The sequence below is a fragment of the Streptomyces lancefieldiae genome (genome assembly GCF_031845825.1).
In the GTDB taxonomy this organism is placed as follows: domain Bacteria; phylum Actinomycetota; class Actinomycetes; order Streptomycetales; family Streptomycetaceae; genus Streptomyces; species Streptomyces lancefieldiae.
On the sequence record NZ_JAVRFH010000002.1, the window covers coordinates 316,921 to 336,736 of the forward strand.

At 74.5% G+C, this 19,816-nt stretch carries 16 protein-coding genes; 5 read left to right on the plus strand and 11 right to left on the minus strand.

What is annotated here, in order from left to right:
• Positions 1 to 15: 15 nt before the first annotated feature.
• From RM812_RS03460 to crtI, 3 genes are read right to left on the minus strand one after another with little or no spacing between them, the layout of a single operon-like run.
• Positions 16 to 1,038: a DUF5914 domain-containing protein gene (locus RM812_RS03460; RefSeq protein ID WP_311570876.1), complete on the minus strand. Its 1,023-nt coding sequence runs from the start codon at positions 1,036 to 1,038 to the stop codon at positions 16 to 18.
• Positions 1,035 to 2,042: a phytoene/squalene synthase family protein gene (locus RM812_RS03465; protein ID WP_311570877.1), complete on the minus strand. Its 1,008-nt coding sequence runs from the start codon at positions 2,040 to 2,042 to the stop codon at positions 1,035 to 1,037. Before RM812_RS03465 ends, RM812_RS03460 begins: the two co-directional genes overlap by 4 nt.
• On the minus strand, positions 2,039 to 3,556 hold the full coding sequence (crtI, locus tag RM812_RS03470) for a phytoene desaturase family protein (protein ID WP_311570878.1): 1,518 nt from the start codon (positions 3,554 to 3,556) through the stop codon (positions 2,039 to 2,041). Before crtI ends, RM812_RS03465 begins: the two co-directional genes overlap by 4 nt.
• A gap of 455 nt (positions 3,557 to 4,011) precedes the next feature.
• Here crtI and RM812_RS03475 point away from each other — a divergent pair, with 455 nt between their 5' ends.
• The 3 genes from RM812_RS03475 to RM812_RS03485 all read left to right on the plus strand — a co-directional run bounded on the left by RM812_RS03475 (position 4,012) and on the right by RM812_RS03485 (position 7,548).
• Positions 4,012 to 5,229, plus strand: coding sequence for a lycopene cyclase family protein (locus RM812_RS03475; protein ID WP_311570879.1), 1,218 nt, complete (start codon positions 4,012 to 4,014; stop codon positions 5,227 to 5,229).
• Between the two features lie 25 nt (positions 5,230 to 5,254).
• Positions 5,255 to 5,986: a class I SAM-dependent methyltransferase gene (locus tag RM812_RS03480; protein WP_311570880.1), complete on the plus strand. Its 732-nt coding sequence runs from the start codon at positions 5,255 to 5,257 to the stop codon at positions 5,984 to 5,986.
• Positions 5,987 to 6,063: 77 nt separating this feature from the next.
• A complete protein-coding gene (locus RM812_RS03485) occupies positions 6,064 to 7,548 on the plus strand; it encodes an FAD-dependent oxidoreductase (protein ID WP_311570881.1) in 1,485 nt (494 codons plus the stop codon).
• Between the two features lie 20 nt (positions 7,549 to 7,568).
• On the opposite strand, the gene RM812_RS03490 is transcribed toward RM812_RS03485, so the two are convergent.
• The 3 genes from RM812_RS03490 to RM812_RS03500 all read right to left on the minus strand — a co-directional run bounded on the left by RM812_RS03490 (position 7,569) and on the right by RM812_RS03500 (position 10,630).
• Positions 7,569 to 8,450 (minus strand): SDR family oxidoreductase, encoded by an 882-nt coding sequence (locus RM812_RS03490; protein WP_311570882.1) that lies wholly within the window; start codon positions 8,448 to 8,450, stop codon positions 7,569 to 7,571.
• A 61-nt stretch (positions 8,451 to 8,511) separates the two neighbouring features.
• Complete coding sequence (locus tag RM812_RS03495; RefSeq protein WP_311570883.1) at positions 8,512 to 10,131, minus strand: phytoene desaturase family protein; 1,620 nt, start codon at positions 10,129 to 10,131, stop codon at positions 8,512 to 8,514.
• Positions 10,124 to 10,630, minus strand: a complete 507-nt coding sequence (locus tag RM812_RS03500; RefSeq protein ID WP_311570884.1) for an SRPBCC family protein — start codon at positions 10,628 to 10,630, stop codon at positions 10,124 to 10,126. The genes RM812_RS03495 and RM812_RS03500 overlap by 8 nt, the downstream gene beginning before the upstream one ends.
• A gap of 566 nt (positions 10,631 to 11,196) precedes the next feature.
• Here RM812_RS03500 and RM812_RS03505 point away from each other — a divergent pair.
• Positions 11,197 to 12,378 carry an alpha-lytic protease prodomain-containing protein gene (locus RM812_RS03505; RefSeq protein WP_311570885.1) on the plus strand — a complete coding sequence of 394 codons (1,182 nt, stop codon included), beginning with the start codon at positions 11,197 to 11,199 and terminating at the stop codon, positions 12,376 to 12,378.
• Positions 12,379 to 12,450: 72 nt separating this feature from the next.
• Here RM812_RS03505 and RM812_RS03510 read toward each other — a convergent pair whose 3' ends face one another.
• Both RM812_RS03510 and RM812_RS03515 read right to left on the minus strand, forming a co-directional pair.
• Positions 12,451 to 12,882, minus strand: coding sequence for a hypothetical protein (locus tag RM812_RS03510; RefSeq protein ID WP_311570886.1), 432 nt, complete (start codon positions 12,880 to 12,882; stop codon positions 12,451 to 12,453).
• 122 nt (positions 12,883 to 13,004) lie between these two features.
• A complete protein-coding gene (locus RM812_RS03515; RefSeq protein ID WP_311570887.1) occupies positions 13,005 to 14,303 on the minus strand; it encodes a cation:proton antiporter in 1,299 nt (432 codons plus the stop codon).
• Positions 14,304 to 15,428: 1,125 nt separating this feature from the next.
• On the opposite strand from RM812_RS03515, the gene ctaD reads away from it, so the two are divergent.
• On the plus strand, positions 15,429 to 17,165 hold the full coding sequence (ctaD, locus tag RM812_RS03520; RefSeq protein WP_311570888.1) for an aa3-type cytochrome oxidase subunit I: 1,737 nt from the start codon (positions 15,429 to 15,431) through the stop codon (positions 17,163 to 17,165).
• 6 nt (positions 17,166 to 17,171) lie between these two features.
• Here the strand turns inward: ctaD and RM812_RS03525 are convergent, their stop codons facing one another.
• From RM812_RS03525 to RM812_RS03535, 3 genes are all read right to left on the minus strand, one after another.
• The gene (locus RM812_RS03525) at positions 17,172 to 18,413 is read right to left on the minus strand and encodes a cytochrome P450 (RefSeq protein WP_311570889.1); all 1,242 of its coding nucleotides are present in this window, start codon (positions 18,411 to 18,413) and stop codon (positions 17,172 to 17,174) included.
• Between the two features lie 101 nt (positions 18,414 to 18,514).
• Positions 18,515 to 19,132: a hypothetical protein gene (locus RM812_RS03530; RefSeq protein WP_311570890.1), complete on the minus strand. Its 618-nt coding sequence runs from the start codon at positions 19,130 to 19,132 to the stop codon at positions 18,515 to 18,517.
• A gap of 133 nt (positions 19,133 to 19,265) precedes the next feature.
• Positions 19,266 to 19,679 carry an SRPBCC family protein gene (locus RM812_RS03535; protein WP_311570891.1) on the minus strand — a complete coding sequence of 138 codons (414 nt, stop codon included), beginning with the start codon at positions 19,677 to 19,679 and terminating at the stop codon, positions 19,266 to 19,268.
• Between the last annotated feature and the right edge of the window lie 137 nt (positions 19,680 to 19,816).

Here is a 19,816-nt window from a genome sequence, read left to right on the forward strand (position 1 = left end):
CTGGTCCTCTTCCGTTCAGCCGGGAAACCGGCCGCGCTCGCGCAGCTGTCCGCGGCGTTCGGCGTAGGCGAGGTCGTCGCGCCACAGTCGGCCGGCGGCGGCCCGCATCAGCGGGCGCAGGGCCGGTGCCAGTCGGCGGAGCGCGGGGAAGCCGGGCCGGTCCGAGGTGGCCAGCACCGCTTCGACCACCGCGGTGCGGGGCCGGCCGCTCTCGTCCGGGCCGAGTGGCGTCGCGTGGCTCTCCACGACCGACCCGGTGCCCTCGCCGTCGGTGATGCGCATGACGACGGTGCGCGGCTCCGGTGCGGTGAACTCGGCCCGTACGGGGACGACGAGCCGGCCCGTGAGCCGGAAGGACACGTCCACGACGAAGCGATCGTCCTCCTCGCCGGCGTCCGGGGTCTCGCCGGGTGCCGCGACGACGGTGAGGTCCACGAAGGAGTACGGGTGGAACCAGGCGCCGTGCCACGGGTCGAGCCGGTTGGCCACGACGTCCTCGGGCTCGCAGGTCCCGACCCCGCGCCAGACGGACGTCAGGGCCGCGGCAAGCGGCGGCCTGGCGGGCACGACGGGCGCCGCCGTGGGCGGCTCCTCCCCCACGGCGTCCAGGCGTACCCACACCAGGACGCCGTCGTCGTGGACCGGCAGGGGGTCCCAGCCGGCGAACGGGGTGCCGTCCAGGGCGAGTCCGTGCCAGTGGCACACCAGCGTGCCGCACCGCACCGGGCTGTCCGCCAGCGGAGCGCCGAGGTGGGGGCACGCGCCGGGGCCACCCACCAGGCGCCCGCGCGCGTCCCGCCAGACGACGACCTCGACGCCGGCGACCGTGCCGGACAGCGGGCGGGCGGATCGTGCGTCCGTGCTCGCGCCGAGGACGTACCAGTTACCCGCGGGGCGGGCCAGGGCTCGCTTCAGCGCCCCGGCGATGACGGCGGGCCGGGCCTCGCGCCAGGTCGGCCGCTGGTGCTGCCAGGGGACGGGGTGGCGGCGCAGCCGCAGGGGGTGGCGGCCCCGGCGGGGGCGGGGGTTCCGCGTCATCCGGCCTCCTTCGCGGGGTGGGTGTCGTTCCGGCACGGCGCCGGCGACGTTCTGTGAGCGGCGGCGCCTCGCGCCGCCAGGCGTGCGGCCAGCACCCGTGCCAGCCCGTCGGCCGCGACGATCGCGCGCCGTCGGCGGGACACCGTCGCGCGCCGGTGCAGGACCGCGTACCCGTCGTCCGCGATGGCGTCGAGGATGTTCCGGTAGAGCACGTAGGCGGTGCGGATGCAGGGCCGCGCGGCCGGGTCCAGCATCGCGAGTCCGGGCTCGGCCTCGCGGTAGACCGCTCGGGTGAGGTCCTCCGCCGCCCGTAGCGCGGCGGTGATGCGCGGGTCGTGGCGGCCGGTGCGCCGGCTCCAGGTGAGCAGGGCCCGCTCCACGCCGTGTGCGGCCAGCAGGTCCGCCGGGAGGTAGATCCGGCCGCGGTCCAGGTCCTCCCCGACGTCCCGCAGGAAGTTGGTGAGCTGGAAGGCGACACCCAGCGCGGCGGCGTGCGGGGCGGCCCGGGCGCGGCTGGTGACGGTGCCGAGTACGGGCAGCATCTGGAGGCCGATGACGGCGGCCGAGCCGTGCATGTAGGCGCGCAGGTCGTCGTAGGTGGCGTAGTCGGTGACCGTGAGGTCGCTGCGCATGGAGGCCATGAAGTCGGTGAAGTGCGCCGGTTCGATGGCGTACCGGGCGGCGGTGTCGGCCAGGGCGAGCACCACGGGTTCGTCGGCGGGCCGCAGGCCGGTCAGTGCCCGCCTCAGCTGCTCGTCGAGGCGGGAGAGGGCTGCGGCGCGCTCGGTGGGTGTGGCGTCGGCCCCCAAGTCGTCGACGATGTCGTCCGCCCACCGCGCGAAGCCGTACAGGGCGTGCACGGCAGGTCTCCGGTCGGCGGGCAGGAGGCGGGTCGCCAGGAAGTAGGTGCGTCCGTGGCGGGCGTTCAGCAGCCGGCACCGGGTGTAGGCGGCGCGCAGCACCGGGTCGGTGATGCCGGCGGCGTCCAGTTCGCGGTGGGTCATCGGGGCCCGCCCCGCACCGCCGTACGGCGTGCCGGTGATCCGGTGATGCGGGCGGCGGCCAGCTTCCCGGAGATCAGCACGGTCGGCACGCCGCCCCCCGGAGTGGTGCCGCAGCCCGCGAGGACCGCGTTGTCCGTGCCCCGCACCAGGTTGCGGGGACGGAAGGGCCCCGTCTGGGCGAAGGTGTGCGCGACGGAGAAGGGCGTGCCCGCTCCGTGCCCCTGGGCGGTCCAGTCGGCGGGCGTCACCAGGCACTCCTCCTCGATGGCGGCGGCGACTCCGGTCAGTCCCCGGTGTTCCAGGGTGGCGAGCAGGCGGTCGCGGTAGCGGGGCGCGAGGTCGCTCCACTCCCGGGCGCCCGGCCCGATGTCGGTGTTGGGGCAGGGCGCGAGGACGTAGTGGAGGTGGCGGCCCGCCGGAGCGAGGGCGGGGTCCCCGGCCGTGGGCCGGGTGATCAGCAGGGACGGGTCGGTCATCAGGGTGCCGGTCCTGGTCAGTTCGTCGAAGGTCCGCCGCCACGCCGCCCCGAAGGAGAGCGTGTGGTGGGCGAGGTGCGGCCAGGTGCGGGTGGTGCCGGCGTGCAGGACGACGGCGGAGGGTGCGTGCCGCAACCCGACCGGCCTGAGCGGACGGCGGCCCAGCAGCCGGTGGGCGACGGGCAGGTCGGGGGTGAGGACGACGGCGTCGCAGGGGATGCGCTCGTGGGCGGTGACGACCGCCGTGACGCGACTGCCGGACCGTTCCAGGCGGGTGACGTCCTGTCCGAGGCGCAGGTCCGCTCCGGCGTCGGTCGCGGCGGCGGCCATGGCGCGGGGCAGGGCGTGCATGCCGCCGCGCGGGAAGTACACGCCGGCCACGGTGTCCATGTAGGCGATGACGGCGTAGGCGGCCAGCGCCCGGGAGGGTGCGACACCGGCGTACAGGGCCTGGAAGGAGAAGACGCGCCTGAGCCGTTCGTCCGTCAGGAACCGGGAGATGCGCGCGTCCAGCCGGCCGAAGCCGCCGGCGGCGGCGAGCCGGGCCAGGTCGGGCGTGAGCAGGCCGAGCGGCGAGTCGAAGTTGGCGTCGATGAACCGGCGCATCTGCACGGTGTACAGCTGCCGGAGCCAGGCCCGCAGCCGCCGGTATCCGGCCGCCTCCCGCGGCCCGGCGAACCGTTCGACCTCCGCCTCCATCGCGGCGGCGTCGGTGTGCACGTCCAGCGTGCCGCCGTCGGCGAAGCACGCCCGGTAGGCGGGGTGCAGGGGCAGGAGTTCGACGCGGTCGTCCAGACGCTCGCCCACGGCCGCGAACGCCTCGTCGGCCAGCTCCGGCATCGTCAGCACGGTCGGACCCGTGTCGAGGTGGTAGCCGCCGAGCTCCCGCCGCCCGGCACGGCCGCCGGGCAGCGGGTCGCGTTCCACGACCGTCACCCGTCGTCCGGAGCCCAGCAGGTGCAGGGCGGCCGACAGGCCCGCGAGTCCCGCACCCACGACCACGACGTGGTCGGTGCGCCCGGTCACCGTCCGCGTCATCGCGGGCCCCGTCCCGCGGACGACCGGTCCCACGGCTGTCGGCCGCCGTCGTCGGCGGTGCTGGGGCGCATCCCGGGCTCCTCTCTCGTCGTCGGCCGGGGCGGCGGGCCGTGTCGGGTGCGTCGGCCGCTCCGGCCGGGCGGTGCGCTGCGCAGGCACCGTCCGGCGTCGGCCACCGTCCGCCGGAGTGGCACGGCGTCATGCCTTCCCCGCCCGCGTGCCGCGCGACGCCGCCCGGGCCCGTTCCCGTCCTGCGGTCACCCGCCCGGCGGGCACCCGCCCCGGGCAGTCCAGCGCGCCGTGCGGCCGCGGCCGGCACGGGGACGGGATACTCCGCCGGAGCCGAGCCGTCGCGGGCTCGTCCCATGCACCTGGCGCAGGTCCGTCGTACGTCCGTCGTACGGCCCGCGGTCCGGGGCGGTGGACGGCCCCGCCGGGCGAAGGAAGGAGAGTCCGTGGTCGAGGCGGACATCGTGATCGTGGGGGCGGGGGCTGCGGGCCTGTCGCTGGCGCACCGGCTCCCGGCCGGCACGCCGCACCGCCCCGGCCCCTCCGTCGTCCTCGTGGCTCCGCCCGCGGGGCCCCTGCGGGCGCCGCGCCGCACCTGGTGCTTCTGGGAGTCGGGTCCGGGCCGCTTCGATCCGGCGACAACGGCGTCGTGGGAGTGGCTGCGGGTGCGGAGCCGGGACGGGGCGGTCGTACGGCGGCACATCGCGCCCGCGCGCTACAAGATGATCCGCTCGGACGACTTCGAGGCGATGGTGGACCGTGACCTGGAGGACCGGCCGGGGCTGCGCCGTCTGGAGGCCACCGTCGGCACGGTGACCCCCCTGCCGGACGGGACCGCGTGCGTGACGGCCACCGACGCCACCGGGGCCCGGGTCGGTCTGCGCGCCCGCTCGGTGTTCGACTCCCGCCCGCCCGGGCGTCCGTCCGCCGCCCGCACCCGCCTTCTCCAGCACTTCCGGGGCTGGTTCGTCCGTACCGAGCGGCCGGTCTTCGACCCGGCGGTGGTCGACCTGATGGACTTCCGCACCCCCCGGCCCGCACGCGGCCTGTCCTTCGGCTACGTGCTGCCGACCGGCCGGCACACCGCGCTGGTCGAGTACACCGAGTTCGGGCCCGCGCCGCTCACGTCCGCCGAGTACGACGGCGCCCTGGAGGACTACACGCGCCGCGTTCTGCGCACCGGCGACACCGAGATCCTGTCGACGGAGCAGGGGGTGATCCCGATGACGGACGCCGTCTACGAGCGGCAGGCCGCAGGGGGCTCCGTCTCCGCCCCCGCCTCCGTCTTCCGGATCGGGATCGCCGGCGGGGCGACCCGCGCCTCCACCGGCTACACGTTCGCCGCGGTGCAACGGCAGTCCGAGGCCATCGCCCGCGCCGTGCGCGCGGGCCGCCGCCCGGTGCCGCCTCCGCCGTACCCGGTGCGGGCCCGGCTGATGGACGCGGTGCTGCTGCGCGCGCTGGACACCGGCCGGGTGGACGGCCCCGACCTCTTCTTCCGGCTGTTCGACCGCGTCCCCGCCCAGCGGCTGCTGCGCTTCCTCGACGGACGGTCCCGGCTGTACGAGGACCTCGCGGTCGGTGTGCGCACCCCCGTCCTGCCCATGCTGCGCACGGCGGCCGAACTGCCCTGGCTGCCCCGCCGGTACACCTGCGACCGGTGAGAGGCCCCCGTCCCCTGGAGCTCCGATGCCCTTGCTGCGCGACGCCGCGCTGACCGCCGCCTTCGACCACGGTGCGGGCCGCTACGACCGTCTCGTCGCGCTCAATCCCGGCTATCACGCCCAGTTGCGCCGCTCCGCCCGTCGGCTCCGCCTCGCCGACGGCGGCGCGGGACGCCGCGTGCTCGACCTGGGCTGCGGCACGGGCGCGTCGACGGCGGCGCTGGCCGTGGCGTTCCCCGGCGCGGAGATCGTGGGGGTGGACGCCTCGGTGGGCATGCTGCTCCGGGCCCGCGCCAAGGACTGGCCGTCGCGGGTGCGGTTCGTGCACGCCCCGGCGGAGGAACTGCCCCGGGCCGACGTGCACGGGCCCTTCGACGCGGTCCTCGCCGCCTACCTCTTCCGCAACCTGGCCGATCCCGACGCCGTCCTGCGCACGGTGCACCGGCTGCTGGCCCCGGGCGGCAGGCTGGCGGTGCACGAGTATGCGCTCGGGGGCAGGCGCGCCCACCGGCTGGTGTGGGCGGCGGTGTGCCGGGGCGTCGTCCTGCCGCTCGGTACGGCCACCGGTGACCGGGACCTGTACCGGCACCTGTGGCGCAGCGTCACGGCGTTCGACACCGCGTCGGCGTTCGGCGCTCGACTGGGCCGGGCCGGGTTCGAGCAGGTGCGCATCCTGCCGCTGCCGGGCTGGCAGACGGGCATCACCCACACCTTCCTCGGCCGCCGGGCCGACGCGGAGACGGGTGGTGCGCGGTGAACCGGCGCGAGGGGACACGGCCTCCGGGACGGGACCGGCGCGCACAGGCCGTCCGTCCCCGGCCGGGACGGGAGCGGGTGACCGGTGACCCGCCGTCCGTCGCGGTGATCGGCGGCGGCATCGCGGGGCTGGCGGCGGCGACCGTCCTGGCGGAGCGGGGCGTGCGCGTGGTGCTCCACGAGCGCGAGCCCGTGCTCGGCGGGCGGGTCGCCGGATGGCCGGTCGGCCTGCCCGACGGCACGTCCGTGACGATGAGCCGGGGCTTCCACGCCTTCTTCCGCCAGTACTACAACCTGCGGGGCCTCTTGCGCCGTGCCGATCCCGCGCTGGCCATGCTCACCGGCCTGCCGGACTATCCCCTGCTGCACAGCAGCGGGCTGCGCGACGGCTTCCGCCGGGTTCCGCGCACGCCGCCGTGGAGCGCGTTCGGCTTCGTCGCCCTGAGCCCCAGCTTCCGGCCCCGCGACCTGTCGGCGATGCGGCCCGCCGCGGCACTGCCCCTGCTCGACGTCCGTACGCGCCGCGTCCACGAGCGACTGGACGACGTCAGCGCCCACGACTTCCTCGACGCGCTGGGCTTTCCCCCTGCCGCGCGGCATCTGGCCTTCGAGGTGTTCTCCCGCAGCTTCTTCGCGGACCCGCGGGAGCTCTCGGCCGCGGAGATGGCGCTGATGTTCCACATCTACTTCCTCGGCTCCAGCGAGGGGCTGCTGTTCGACGTGAACCGCGAGCCCTTTCCGCAGGCTCTGTGGGATCCGCTCGTGCGGCATCTGACGGGGTGGGGAGTCGACGTGCGGACATCCGCTCCCGTCGAAGCCGTCCTGCCCGGTCCGTCGGGCCCGTCCGGTGGTCGCCTGGTGGTCGACGGCGCCGGTTGCCGGTCGTACGACGCGGTCGTGCTCGCCCTGGACGTCGGTGGGCTGAAGGGGGTGGTGGGCCGCTCACCCGGTCTGGGGGACGCCGGGTGGCGCGCGCGGGTGGCGCGGCTGCGCAACGCTCCGCCGTTCCTGGTCACCCGGCTGTGGCTGGACCGCCCGGTAGCGCCCGGCCGGCCCGGCTTCCTCGGCACCGGCGGGTACGGCTCGCTGGACAACGTCAGCGTGCTGTCCCACTGGGAGGGCGAGGCGGCACGCTGGGCGGCACGCACCGGAGGGTCGGTCGTCGAGCTCCACGCCTACGCCCTGCCGCCGACGGCCGTCCGGGAGGTCGAGGAGAAGCGCCTCGTCGGCCGGTTGCACCAGGTGTATCCGGAGACCCGGCACGCCCGCGTCGTCGCCGCGCGGCACGAGTGGCGGGCGGACTGCCCCCTGTTCACCGTCGGGGGGTACCGGGAGCGTTTGACGGTCCGCACGCCCGACCCGGCCGTCGTCGTGGCCGGGGACCTGGTCCGTACGGATCTGCCCGTGGCCCTGATGGAGCGCGCCGCCACCTCGGGGTTCCTCGCGGCCAACGCCCTGCTGGAACGGTGGGGCGTGCGGGGCGAAACGCTGTGGACGGTCCCCGACCGGGGCCGTTCGGCCCTGCTGCGTGCCCTGGCGCGGACGTTCGGGGCGCCCCGCTGACACCTGCGGCGCGTACGGCTCTACACCCCCGTTCCCACCGCCGCGTGGTCGGCCTCCCCGCCCGCGCCGAGCGGTCCGGTCGGGTCCGTGGCCCCCTCGGCCTCCAGCCTGGGCAGGTCGCGCCGGGAGACCCGCAGGACGACGGGGGGCAGGACCGTGCGCACCGCCTGTGTCAGGCGCAGCCACCGCGGCACGTACACGGCGGTGCGGCGGCGTTCCACGGCATCGGCCACCCGGGCGGCGACCTCGTCCACCGGGAAGGTGCGGCGGGCCGGCGCGGGCAGGTGCGCGCGGAGCTCGCGCAGGACGGCGTACCGGTCGGCGTCGCGGATCATGTCGGTGTCGATCCAGCTGAGGTAGGCGATGCCCACGGCGACCCCGTGATGGGCCACCTCGGCGCGGAGCGAGTGGGTGAAGGCCTCCACGCCCGCCTTGGACGCGCAGTAGGCGCTCATCATGGGGACGGCACCGAGCGAGGCCAGCGAGGCGATCTGGAGGTGGTATCCCGCCGTGCCGATCAGGTCCGGCAGGAAGGTCCGGGCCGTGTGGGCGCTGCCGGTCAGGTTGACGTCGACGACGCGGCGCCACTCGGCCGGGTCCGAGGTGGCGAACGGTCCGCCCCGCGCGATGCCGGCGTTCGCCACCACGACCGACGGCGGCCCCAGGCGCCTGCGCACCTCGCCGGCCGCCTCGTCCAGTGCGGCCGCGTCGGTGACGTCGGTCTCGACGGCGAGCGCCGGCGTCGGCAGGGCCGCCGCCACGGCGTCCAGTCGCGGCTTCTCGTGGCCGAGCAGGGCGAGCCGGGCGCCTCGGCGGGCACAGGCGTGCGCCAGGGCAGCGCCCAGTCCGCGGGCGGCCCCGGTCACCACGACGACACGGTTCTGGAGAGGGCTGTCTGTCACCGGGCTGTCTGTCACCGTTCGGCCCTTCCTCCGGGGGTACGCGGGACGGAGACGCGGGCGGTCACCGTTTGTCGCCGGTGCGGTCGCGGCGGGTGAGGGCCCGCTGCATCCGCGTGAGGCCCGCGAACCGGTGCTGACGCAGTGCGGCGCGCGCGGCGTTGGCACCCGGCGCCCCGTGCACGCCGCCTCCCGGGTGGGCGCCCGCGGAGGCGAGGAAGAGGCCGGCCACCGGAGTCTCCGGCCGCCCGGTGCCGGGGACGGGCCGGAAGACGAGCTGCTGGTGCATGGCGGTGGTGCCGCCGTTGAGGGCACCGCCCTCCAGGTTGGCGTCCATGGCCTGGAGCGTCGGCGGTGCCAGCACGCGCCGGGCCCGGACCAGTGCGCGGAAACCTGGCGCGAAGCGTTCCACCTGGCGCTCGACGCGGTCGGCCATGATCTCCTGCTCCTTGGGGTCCCAGCTGCCGGTGATGCCCTCCTCGCCCGCGTCGGCCCGGACGTCGTGCGGGACGTGGGTGTAGGCCCAGGCGGACTCCGTGCCGCGGGGTGAGCGGGTCGGGTCCGTGGTCGTCATCTGGCCGAACAGCGCGAAGGGGCGGTCGGGGACCTGGCGCATGGCGACCTGGGCGGCGAAGCGGGTCAGCTCGTCGAGACCGTCGGCCAGGTGCACGGTCCCGGCCCGCGCCGCGTCCTCGCACCGCCAGGGCACGGGGCCGTCCAGCGCCCAGTCCACCTTGAAGGTGGCGAAGTCCCACTGGAAGCGCCGCAGGTCGGCGAGGACCTGGTCCGGCAGGTGCTCCGGGGCGACGAGCTCGCCGTAGAGGGCGGGCACGGACACGTCCGCGAGGACGGCGCGCCGTGCGGCGATCCTCTCCCCGTCGGCCGTGCGTACGCCCACCGCGCGACGGTCGCGGACCAGGACGTGCTCGACGCGTCGCCCGCAGCGCAGGGTGCCGCCGCGGGCGCGCAGCCGGTGGACCAGCGCCGCGGTGAGGGCGCCGGAGCCGCCGACCGGCACGGGAAAGCCGTAGGTCTGCCCGAGCATCGACATCAGCCAGCCGAAGCCGCCGCTTCCCGCGGACTCGGGGGCGAGGTCGGCGTGCAGGGCGTTGCCGGCCAGGAGCAGCTTGCCGCCCTCGCCGCGGAACTCCTCCTCGCCCAGCCTGCGCACCGGCAGCACCAGGGTGCGCGCCAGCCTGAGCCCGCCCCCGCCCCGCAGCCGCAGGGCCAGCCGGGTGCCGGCCCGGACCGGGGGGAAGGGCGTGAAGAGGGCGTCCAGGATGTCGGCCCGGTAGCGGTCCCACACCTCGTGCAGGCGGTCCCAGGCGGTGCCGTCCCCGGGCGCGAAGACGTCGAGGGACGCGGCGGTGGTACCGACGTCGCGGTCGAGGACGGCGCACGTACCGTCGGTCAGGGGATGGGCCAGCACATGGGGCGCGTGGGTCCAGCGCAGCCCGTGGTCCTCGAGCCGCAGTCCGGCCAGGACCGGGGAGGCGGCGGCGAGCGGGTAGAAGGAGCTGAACAGGTCGTTGACGAAGCCGGGCGCGACCTCGCTGTCGTGCCGCACCGCGCCGCCCGGCTCGGGCTGCTCCTCCAGGACCTCCACGCTCCAGCCGGCGTCCGCCAGCAGGTTCGCCGCCACCAGCCCGTTGGGGCCCGCCCCGATCACGACCGCGTCAGGCACGGCCGGTTCCCGGCCCGAACGCCACGGATCCGGCCGCGTTCGCCGGGTCCGGCCGGCACCGGTCGCCGGCCTCGGACTCGCACAGCTTCGCGAGCCTGGCGAGCATCGCGCGGTGCCGCATCTGAATGAACGCCTCGACGCCCATGTTGTGCAGCAGTCCGCCGGGACCGCGCAAGGGGTGCTCGTCCACGATCAGCAGGCACTGATCGCCCCACGGACGCAGCTCGATGGCGATCCGCGCGGTGCCGAGCGCGCCCGCCTTCGCCTCCAGTTCCAGTCGGGAGCCCTCCACGCAGTGTCTGACGACCGACTCGTTGTTCAGCCGCAGCGGACCGAGGGGCACCTCGTAGGCGATCGTCGCGCCGACCTTGGGCCACTGCCCCGACTTGGGGGTGACCGACGACGGCCCCACCACCCACCGCACGTACAGGTCGCCGTCCGCGAGGACGTCCCACACCGCCTGCGGGCTCGCCTGGATCACCCGATGCCGCACCGCCATGCGTGCCTCCCGCGTCCACACGCCTTCACTGCAAGGACGCAGCACTGAGTGCCCCGTCGGGGACCGGCCAACCCGGAGGACCGCGGGCGTCCCCTGACAGCTGTCAGGTACCGGCGCCCCGTCCACTCCGACACGTGCGGAGTCCTTCGCGCGAAACGAGGACTCCCGGGCCGACTGTGCCGCGGCGCTGAAACGCTCGGACTCCGACGCGGAGCCGCGGACGGCTGCGTCTCGGAGCCCGTCGGTCCAGGGCCTCACCCACGCCTGCACGAAGGTCGGCGGCAGACCCGGGCGGCCGGGTCTCGCGCGCTCTGCTCACCCGCGACGCCCGCCTCTGGGCGCGAACCGGCTGGTACCGAGGCGCCCCCGCTCCCCTGCCGGCCGGCATCGAGGCGAACTCCGCCGGCGCCTGCGCCGCGCGGCGGCCGAGCAAGCTCTCCGGAAAGGCGCTGCATTGGCATGGACCTGATGACAAGCCCTGGCTAAGCTCGAACCAACCCGACGAGAGCGCTCTCAGACTGCGGTTGTTCCACCCCACCTTGCTGGAACGACGAAGGGCAACTCCCGTGAGACGCAGCAGACTCAGGCACCTCGGCCTGGCCGGCCTCCTGGTGCTCGGCAGCTTGACCACCCTCGGCACGCTGCCGGCCTCGGCGGCGGATTCCCCCGCCTCCCCCGCCTCCTCGGCCCCCTCCGCCGAGGAACCGGCCGCCTCCGCCGGTCTTCTCGAGGCCATGCGGCGGGACTTCGGTCTCACCGCGGCCGAGGCCGAGGACCGGCTCGCCGCCGAACGCCGGGCCACCGACCTCGCGCCCACGGCACAGCGGGCCGCCGGGAACGCCTTCGGCGGCTCGTGGTTCGACGCCGACGCCGGGCGGCTGACCGTGGCCGTCACCGCGGACGCGACGCCCGCGACGGTGCGGGCGGTCCGCGCCACCGGCGCGCACGTCCGCACCGTCGAGCACAGCGCACGCCGGCTCGACGCGGCCAAAACGCGCATCGACCGCCTCGACGCGCCCGCCGGCGTCAGCGGCTGGCACGTCGACCCGGCCGCCAACGCCGTGATCGTCGACGTGGTGTCGGGCGAGCATGCTGACAACGATGTCCAGCGCTTCGTCGACCGGGCCCGCGAGGCCGGCCCGGTCACGGTGCGGACGGTCCCGACGGCGCCGCGGACCTTCGCCGCGGGCACGGTCGGCGGCGACCCGTACTACACCGGCAACGTCCGCTGCTCCATCGGCTTCTCGGTGCACGGCGGGTTCGTCACCGCCGGGCACTGCGGCCGGGCCGGCGCCGGGGTCAGCGGCTGGGACCGCTCGTACATCGGCACGTTCCAGGGCTCGTCGTTCCCGGACAACGACTACGCCTGGGTCAGCGTGGGCAGCGGCTGGTGGACGGTGCCGGTCGTCCTCGGCTGGGGCACGGTCTCCGACCAGCTCGTGCGCGGCTCGAACGAGGCCCCCGTCGGCGCCTCGGTGTGCCGCTCCGGCTCCACCACGCACTGGCACTGCGGCACCGTGCTGGCCAAGAACGAGACGGTCAACTACAGCCAGGGCGCGGTGCACCAGATGACGAAGACCAGTGTCTGCGCCGAGGGCGGCGACTCGGGCGGCTCCTTCATCAGCGGCGACCAGGCGCAAGGCGTCACCTCGGGCGGCTGGGGCAACTGCTCCAGCGGCGGGCAGACCTGGTTCCAGCCCGTCAACGAGATACTGGGCCGCTACGGGCTCACCCTGCACACCGCCTGACCAGGGGGCGGTGGGAGGCTCCGCCGGGCGCCCGGCGGAGCCTCCCCCGCTCCGGCCACCGACGCGCAGGGATCACGCGTCACCCGGCTCCGGTCCCTCGGGACCGGTCGCCGCGGTCAACCGGCGGTAGGCGGCCCGGGCGTGGACCAGACGAGCCAGCGCCGTGCCGACGAGGGTCGCGCCGAGCAGACAGGCCAGCCAGAGCGCGTCCCGCCGGCCGGCCCAGGTCAGTGTGCCGGCCGGCGGGATGGCGAAGCCGTTGAGGGACAGCCAGCACAGGACGGCCGTCCCCGGAGCCGCCGCGAACCGGGCGCAGAGCCCGAGCCCGGCCGCCAGCAGGGAGAGCACGGCCAGTGCGAGCCCCGGACGGCCCGAGCCCACGGTGCCGTTGAGAAGCGCCACCAGGACGAGCGCCCCACCGAAGGCGCCCGCCCACACCAAGGGAGCGGCGACCGGCCGGGGAACGGGTCTGGCACCGTCGGCCAGGGGCACCCACTCGATCATGCTGACGGCTCCTTCCGGTCCCGGTCGGCTCCGACCACGGCATCGGACACCGACCCTGCGGTCAGATTGTCCCACCGGGACGCGGGGTGAGGGACGGCCGGGCGCCCGGACCGCGTCCGGCCCTACCGCTCGCCCTCCGCGTGCGCCGCGGACGAGGTGGAGCCCGCCGCGGACATCGGCGCATCGCCGTCCCGAGGGTCCTCGCCGGACCGTCCGGCCGGAGCCTCGGCCGGCCTGCGGGCGCCGGGCAGCAGCCCGCCGACTGCCCGCAGGGCGCCGGCGAGCAGGTGCGCCCGTGCCGCGACGATGGGGCCGAGGACGGCGAGGACCAGCACGTAACCGGCGATGAAGGGGGCGAGCCGCCCGTCGAGTCCCGCGCCCGCGGCCATCGCGGCCAGGATCAGCGCGAACTCCCCGCGGGCGACCAGGGTGGTGGCGATCTCCGCGGCGGGCTGGGAGCCGTAGCGGTACACGCGGGCGACGCACAGGCCGGCGAGGACGTTCATGACGACGGTCAGTGCCGCGGCCGCGGTGACCGGGCCGGCGACGGAGGCGATGTCGCCGGGGTCGATGGCGAGCCCGAAGGCGAAGAAGAAGATCGCCGCGAAGGCGTCCCGGAGCGGGTGCACCAGTTCGCGGATCCGTGGCCCGGACGGGGTGCCGGCGAGGATCAGTCCCACCATGAAGGCGCCGATGGCGTCGGCGACGCCGAGGACCTCGGAGACACCGGCGACCAGCACCGCGGCCCCGAGGAAGCTGATGACGAGCAGTTCGTTGTCCCGGGTGGCGATGAGGCGGCCCACGAGCCGGGTGCCGTAGCGGGCCGCGGCGGCCAGTAGCAGCAGGAAGCCGAAGGCCTTGCCGGCCTGCAGGGCCATGTCCACGACGCCGTGCGCGCCCGCGATGACCGGCTGGAGGGCGGCCAGATACAGCGCGAGGAAGATGTCCTCCACGACGATGACACCGAGGATCAGCCGGGTCTCCGGGCGGCCGATCCGGCCCAGGTCGATGAGGATCTTGGTGACGATGGCGGAGGACGAGATGCCGAGCACACCGGCGAGCACCAGCGCCTCGCGTACGCCCCAGCCGAGGACGAAGCCGAAGCCGAGACCGGCGCCCACGTTCAGCACCAGGTAGATGCCGCCCGCGGTCAGCAGCCGTTTGCCGCCGCTCTTGAGGTCGTCGAGGTGGAACTCCAGGCCCAGGTAGAAGAGAAGCAGCACCAGTCCGAGCGCGGAGAGCATCTCGAAGTCGTGCGCGTCCTCCACCAGGACGAAGCCCGGTGTGTGCGGGCCGAGCAGGATGCCGGCGAGCATGAACAGGGGAATCGTCGGAAGTCCGATCCTGCCGCCGAGGCGGGCGAGGAACGCGGCGGCCAGAAAGGCACCGCCCATGGCGAGCAGGGTGTCAGCGTGTCCCACGGGTCACCGCCTTCGACCGTGCGGAGGGTCGGGTGGGCTTCACTTGACGGGGATGGATGCGGGTTCTCCTTCATCTGTGACGCGTCATCTGTCGTACGGCCGGACGCCGTCGGCCGACACCGGTGCCATGACACCGCTCCCGGACCGACCGGGGCGCCGACGGGCGGCGAGCACGGACGAACGAGCGCCCGAACCGGGGTCCGAACCGGGTCCGGACCAGGGCCCCGCCCGCGGCGGTGCGCCACGACCGCCACCGGCCGCCCCGGCAATCGGGGCGCGGACGGCACACCCGGAACGCACCACGCGGCAACACCCGCGAACGGGCGGGACGGGGGGCCTTTCCGCAACGTCCCCGGCCCCCGAAAAGGCCCCCGGGGCACGGCGTCGCTCCACGCTCGCACACGTGGTCGGCACGCGGACATCGGGGACGACACCCAAATCCGCCGGTGGGCGACACCCATCGGCGCACCGGGACGGCGTACCGGTCCGGTCCGGGGGGACCGCGCGCCCGGGTACGGCCTGCGGCTTCCCCGCCTCGGCGGCGTGCCACCGCGCCGGGCGAGTGCCGGTCACGACCGGTCCCCCGCGAAGGGGCACGCCATGGGAGACCCCTCGGCCCGGCTCCGGGGCCGTCCGCCCGGCCGGCATGCACGCCGTACGCCGTCCGCCCCGCCGCAGGCTGCGGCGGGGCGGACGGTTGGCGGACGGTCCGTCAGCACGGCGTGGCTGTCATCAACTTCTCGAACGAAGCCATGCAGTCCGGGCAGTGACGTGCCCGTTCGCCGTCGGATGCCTCAATACGCTCGCGGAGCTTCTGTCCGCACAGGGTGGCCGCGGCCTGTTTGGCCATCACGTGCCACACCAACGCTCCACCCGCCTTCTCCGGGCCCACGCACATTTCGTACATGATCGGCCTCCCAGCCTGGACGCCGCTGACACCTTCCAGGAGACACCGGATCGGCCCTGCCCAGTAGCGCTCGAGGACCATTCGGGTGACGCCCGCTTCGTCCGCCCGGGTCGGTGACACACCCGGACGGTTACGAACGATCAGCCAACCGGCCGTATATCGGTGGGCGCGTGACGTGGCGTCGACGCAGCCGGGCAGGCGTCGGTTGCCCTGGTCCGATGGCGACACAGACCGAACCGGCCGAACCGACCGAACCGATCGCTCCGGTCCCGGCGGCGGAACGCCGCGGCAAGGGACGCGTGGTCGTCTCCTGGCTGACCACGACCGACCACAAGCGGATCGGTCATCTCTACCTCATCACGTCGTTCGCGTTCTTCCTCGTCGCCGGGGTGCTGGCGATGCTGATCCGGGTGGAGCTGGCCCGGCCGGGCCTGCAGCTGCTCTCCAACGAGCAGTACAACCAGTCGTTCACGATGCACGGCACGATCATGCTGCTGCTGTTCGCCACCCCGACGTTCGCCGGATTCGCGAACGCCGTCATGCCGTTGCAGATCGGCGCGCCGGACGTGGCCTTCCCCCGGCTGAACATGCTGGCGTACTGGCTCTTCCTCTTCGGCGGTCTGATCGTGCTCGGTTCCTTCCTCACCCCGCAGGGCGCCGCGGACTTCGGCTGGACCGCCTACACGCCGCTCAGCGGCCCGCTCCGCGCCCCCTACCTCGGCGGTGACCTGTGGATCATGGGGCTGGCGCTGTCCGGGTTCGGCACCATCCTGGGGGCGGTCAACTTCATCACCACGATCATCTGCATGCGCGCCCCCGGCCTGACCATCTTCCGCATGCCGATCTTCGTCTGGAACGTGCTGCTGACCTCGGTACTGGTGCTGCTGGCCTTCCCGGTGCTGGCGGCGGCCCTGCTGGTGCTGGAGGCCGACCGGCACTTCGGCGCCCACGTGTTCGACGCCGAGAACGGCGGGGCGATCCTGTGGCAGCACCTGTTCTGGTTCTTCGGCCATCCCGAGGTGTACATCCTCGCGCTGCCGTTCTTCGGGGTGGTCACCGAGATCATCCCGGTCTTCGCCCGTAAACCGGTCTTCGGTTACATGGGGCTGGTCGGTGCCACCGTCGCCATCGCCGGGCTGTCGGCCACCGTCTGGGCGCACCACATGTTCGCCACGGGTGCCGTACTGCTGCCCTTCTTCTCGTTCCTGACGTATCTCATCGCCGTCCCCACCGGAGTGAAGTTCTTCAACTGGATCGGCACCATGTGGAAGGGCTCGCTGTCCTTCGAGCCGCCGATGCTGTGGGCGGCCGGGTTCCTGGTGACGTTCCTCTTCGGTGGTCTCACCGGGGTGATCCTCGGCTCACCACCGCTGGACTGGCACGTCACCGACTCGTACTTCGTCGTCGCGCACTTCCACTACGTCCTGTTCGGCACGATCGTGTTCGCGATGTTCGGTGGATTCAGCTTCTGGTGGCCGAAGATGACGGGCCGGATGCTCGACCACCGGCTGGAGAAGACGCACTTCTGGACGCTGTTCACCGGCTTCCACACCACCTTCCTGGTGCAGCACTGGCTCGGTGTCGAGGGCATGCCGCGCCGGTACGCCGACTATCTGTCCGTCGACGGCTTCACGGCCCTCAACACCGTCTCCTCCATCGGTGCCTTCCTGCTGGGCCTGTCCACGCTGCCGTTCCTGTACAACGTGTGGAAGACCGCCAAGTACGGCCGCCCGGTCGGGGTCGACGACCCGTGGGGGTACGGCCGCTCACTGGAGTGGGCCACGTCGTGTCCCCCGCCACGCCACAACTTCCACACGCTGCCGCGCGTGCGCTCCGAGTCCCCGGCCTTCGACCTCCATCATCCCCGGATCGTCCCGCTCGACCAGGCGGAGCTGACCGGGCAGCGCGACGCCGTGGAGCCGGGTGAGGGGCACAAGGGCGACCGCACGTCCTGACGCGGGTCACGGGGCGCGTACGCCGGTGACGGCGAATCCGCTGCGCGGGCGGGTCGGGATGCGGCGCAGCGGGATGCGCAGGTCCTGCTCGGGGACCGTGTACTCCAGGCGGGCGAGCCGGACGGCCAGGGACTCCAGCAGGCCCACGGTGACGCGCTCGCCGGGGCAGCGGTGACCGGTGGCGGGGTCGCCGCCGCCCTGCGGGATCAGCTCGTCCCGCTCGGGGGGCCGGTCCAGGAACCGCTCGGGCCGGAAGGTGTAGGGGTCGCCCCAGAGTTCCTCGTCGTGGTTCTGGCCGTAGACGTCGAGCAGCAGGATCCCTCCGGCCGGGACGGATGCGCCGTGCCAGGTCAGCTCCTTGACGGTCCGGCCGCCCAGGAACGGGGCGAACGGGTAGAAGCGGCGGACCTCGTGCGCGAACGCCGTGGCGAACGCGCCGTCACCGGCGCGCAGTCGTTCCCGGTGGACCGGCCACCGGTGCAGGGCGTGGGCGGTGAAGGCCACGAACCAGCTCACGGCGGCGGTGGGGCGCAGGACGTTCAGCAGTTCCACCGCCGCCGTCCCGGCGTCCAGCGGTTCGTCCGGGCTGTCGCGATGCCGGGACACCTGTTCGAGCACCGATTCCGCGGGGGCGGCGACGGCGCCGCAGCGTACGTCCTCGATCAGGCGGGCCATCCGGGCTTCCTGCCGGGCTCGGGCGCGGCGGGCCCGGAGGTGGCGCGGTCCCGGGGTGGCGAAGCCGTCGACCATCGCGACGAGGTCCCGCGCCAGTGGCTCGGCGTCGACGGCCCCCGGCGGAAGACCGGCCCAGCGGCAGACCCCTCGGGTGAGCACCACGCCCGCCTCGTCGAACAGCACGACGCGGGGGCGCTCGCTCCAGGAGCGTACGGCCTCGTCCCAGGCGGCGGCGACGTGCTCGGTGAGGCCGGTGACCCGGTCGGGGTCGAGCAGGGGCAGGAACAGTTCCTTGCGGGTGCGGTGGGCGCCCCCGTCGAGGGTGTGGACCGCGCCCTGCCCGAACAGGGTGTCCAGCACGGGTGCCGGGATGGCCCCGTGGCGGTGGACGTGCCCCTCGTCGTAGAGGAAGCGCACGGCCTCCGGGCCGCGCACGGCCAGCGCGGGCTTGCCGAGCAGCCGGGTGCGCAGCACGGAGTCGGGGCTGTCGCGCATGCGGTTGGGCAGCCAGGCGTACCCCTCGGTGAGCAGCGGCAGGGTGCGGTCCAGCATCGGGCGGTGATGTGCGTCCATGGCCGGGGAGTGCCCCGGGCCGCCGTACGGACACCTGGTCCTGTCCGGTGGGGTGCCGGGAATCACCAGGGCGGGCCGGTGCACCGGCCCGCCCCTCCCGTTCAGTACAGCTTGTCGACGGCCGTGACCGTGGTCTCCCGGAAGTCGGCCACCTGCGCGTGCGCGAAGGTGCCCATCTGCCCCCACTGGACGACGGTGACGGTCCTGCCGTCCCGGCCGACCGAGAACAGGCCGATGTCCGAGGCGCCCCACTCGGCGACCGTGTGGACGCCGTAGACGTGGGCGCCCTCCTCCACGTTCAGCCGGCCGTAGTACTTCTGCGTGGCGGTGATGTCGGGGTGCTGCTCCATCACCTTGCGCGCGCAGTCGGCGAGGTCCGCCCGCAGCAGTGCGGCGAACTCCTCGGCCCGCCGCGTGCTGCGCTCGACGACCGTGACCTGGACGGCGCCGGTGTCGTACTCCGTCCAGTACCTGCGGTGCGATGCGGTGGACGGCAGCGCGTCGCCGACGCACATCGGCAGCGGGTCCGGCTGCCCGGCGGTGACCGGTCCGGCGTACCAGTCGGAGCTGGGGTGCGGCGGCAGTTCGTTCGGCTGCAGAAAGGCGGGCGGGCCGGGTTCCGGCGTCGCCGCGGTCGCCGGGACGGCGGCCACGGCGACCGCGGCGCCGGCCGCCAGCACGGCCACGGCGAGGCGGACTTCTCGGGCACGGGTGTACATGATTCCCCCAGGTCGGTTCGTCGGTGTCGTTCAGTCTTTCCCTGTACGACCCGACATGACCGCCATGGGTTGCCCTCTTCACCCGTTACGGATTCGTCCCGAATGTCACCGACGGGCAACGGTGGCCCGCATCTCACCCGGCCGCGTTGTCCGTGCGCATCCGCACCTGCTCCTCCAGGCGCCGCAGGCTGGTGTCGAGGGCGTCGGCCACCGCGTGCCGCCCGGGGTCGTGGCTGTCGTCGAAGAAGGACAGGTGCACCGTCACCTCGCTGGCCCCGCTGTCGAGGCCGGCGACCTGCAGCCACCCGGCGTAGCTGCCCTGTTCGCGGGTTCCCCATTCGAGCCGCATCTGCTCGGGCCGGGCGCTCAGCAGGGCGGAGGTGTCCTGGTCGGTGCGGTCCTCGTGCACGGTCACGGCGGGCGGCTCCTCGGGCTCCACGTGCAGCTCCCGGGGGAGCCAGGTGTCCAGTTGCCCGATGTTCGCGGCCTGGTCGAAGACCTGCTCGGGCTGGGCGGGCATGGTGCGGGAACGCTCGTACTCGGTCATGCGGCACCACTCCTCGGCGCTCGGGGGCGTACGACGGACGCGTGCCCTGTCTGCCCCGGCCGAAGCGCGCGGCGGCTGATCCGGCGGCAGGTGGTCCGCTCGACAGGTGACCCGCTCGGCGGGCGAGGCGGGGCGCG

Excerpts from the sequence above, each read along its gene's own strand:
- RM812_RS03460 (WP_311570876.1), bottom strand. The coding sequence starts at position 1,038 with ATGACGCGGAACCCCCGCCCCCGCCGGGGCCGCCACCCCCTGCGGCTG.
- RM812_RS03465 (WP_311570877.1), bottom strand. The coding sequence starts at position 2,042 with ATGACCCACCGCGAACTGGACGCCGCCGGCATCACCGACCCGGTGCTG.
- crtI (WP_311570878.1), bottom strand. The coding sequence starts at position 3,556 with ATGACGCGGACGGTGACCGGGCGCACCGACCACGTCGTGGTCGTGGGT.
- RM812_RS03480 (WP_311570880.1), top strand. The coding sequence starts at position 5,255 with ATGCCCTTGCTGCGCGACGCCGCGCTGACCGCCGCCTTCGACCACGGT.
- RM812_RS03500 (WP_311570884.1), bottom strand. The coding sequence starts at position 10,630 with ATGGCGGTGCGGCATCGGGTGATCCAGGCGAGCCCGCAGGCGGTGTGG.
- RM812_RS03510 (WP_311570886.1), bottom strand. The coding sequence starts at position 12,882 with ATGATCGAGTGGGTGCCCCTGGCCGACGGTGCCAGACCCGTTCCCCGG.
- ctaD (WP_311570888.1), top strand. The coding sequence starts at position 15,429 with ATGGCGACACAGACCGAACCGGCCGAACCGACCGAACCGATCGCTCCG.
- RM812_RS03525 (WP_311570889.1), bottom strand. The coding sequence starts at position 18,413 with ATGGACGCACATCACCGCCCGATGCTGGACCGCACCCTGCCGCTGCTC.
- RM812_RS03530 (WP_311570890.1), bottom strand. The coding sequence starts at position 19,132 with ATGTACACCCGTGCCCGAGAAGTCCGCCTCGCCGTGGCCGTGCTGGCG.
- RM812_RS03535 (WP_311570891.1), bottom strand. The coding sequence starts at position 19,679 with ATGACCGAGTACGAGCGTTCCCGCACCATGCCCGCCCAGCCCGAGCAG.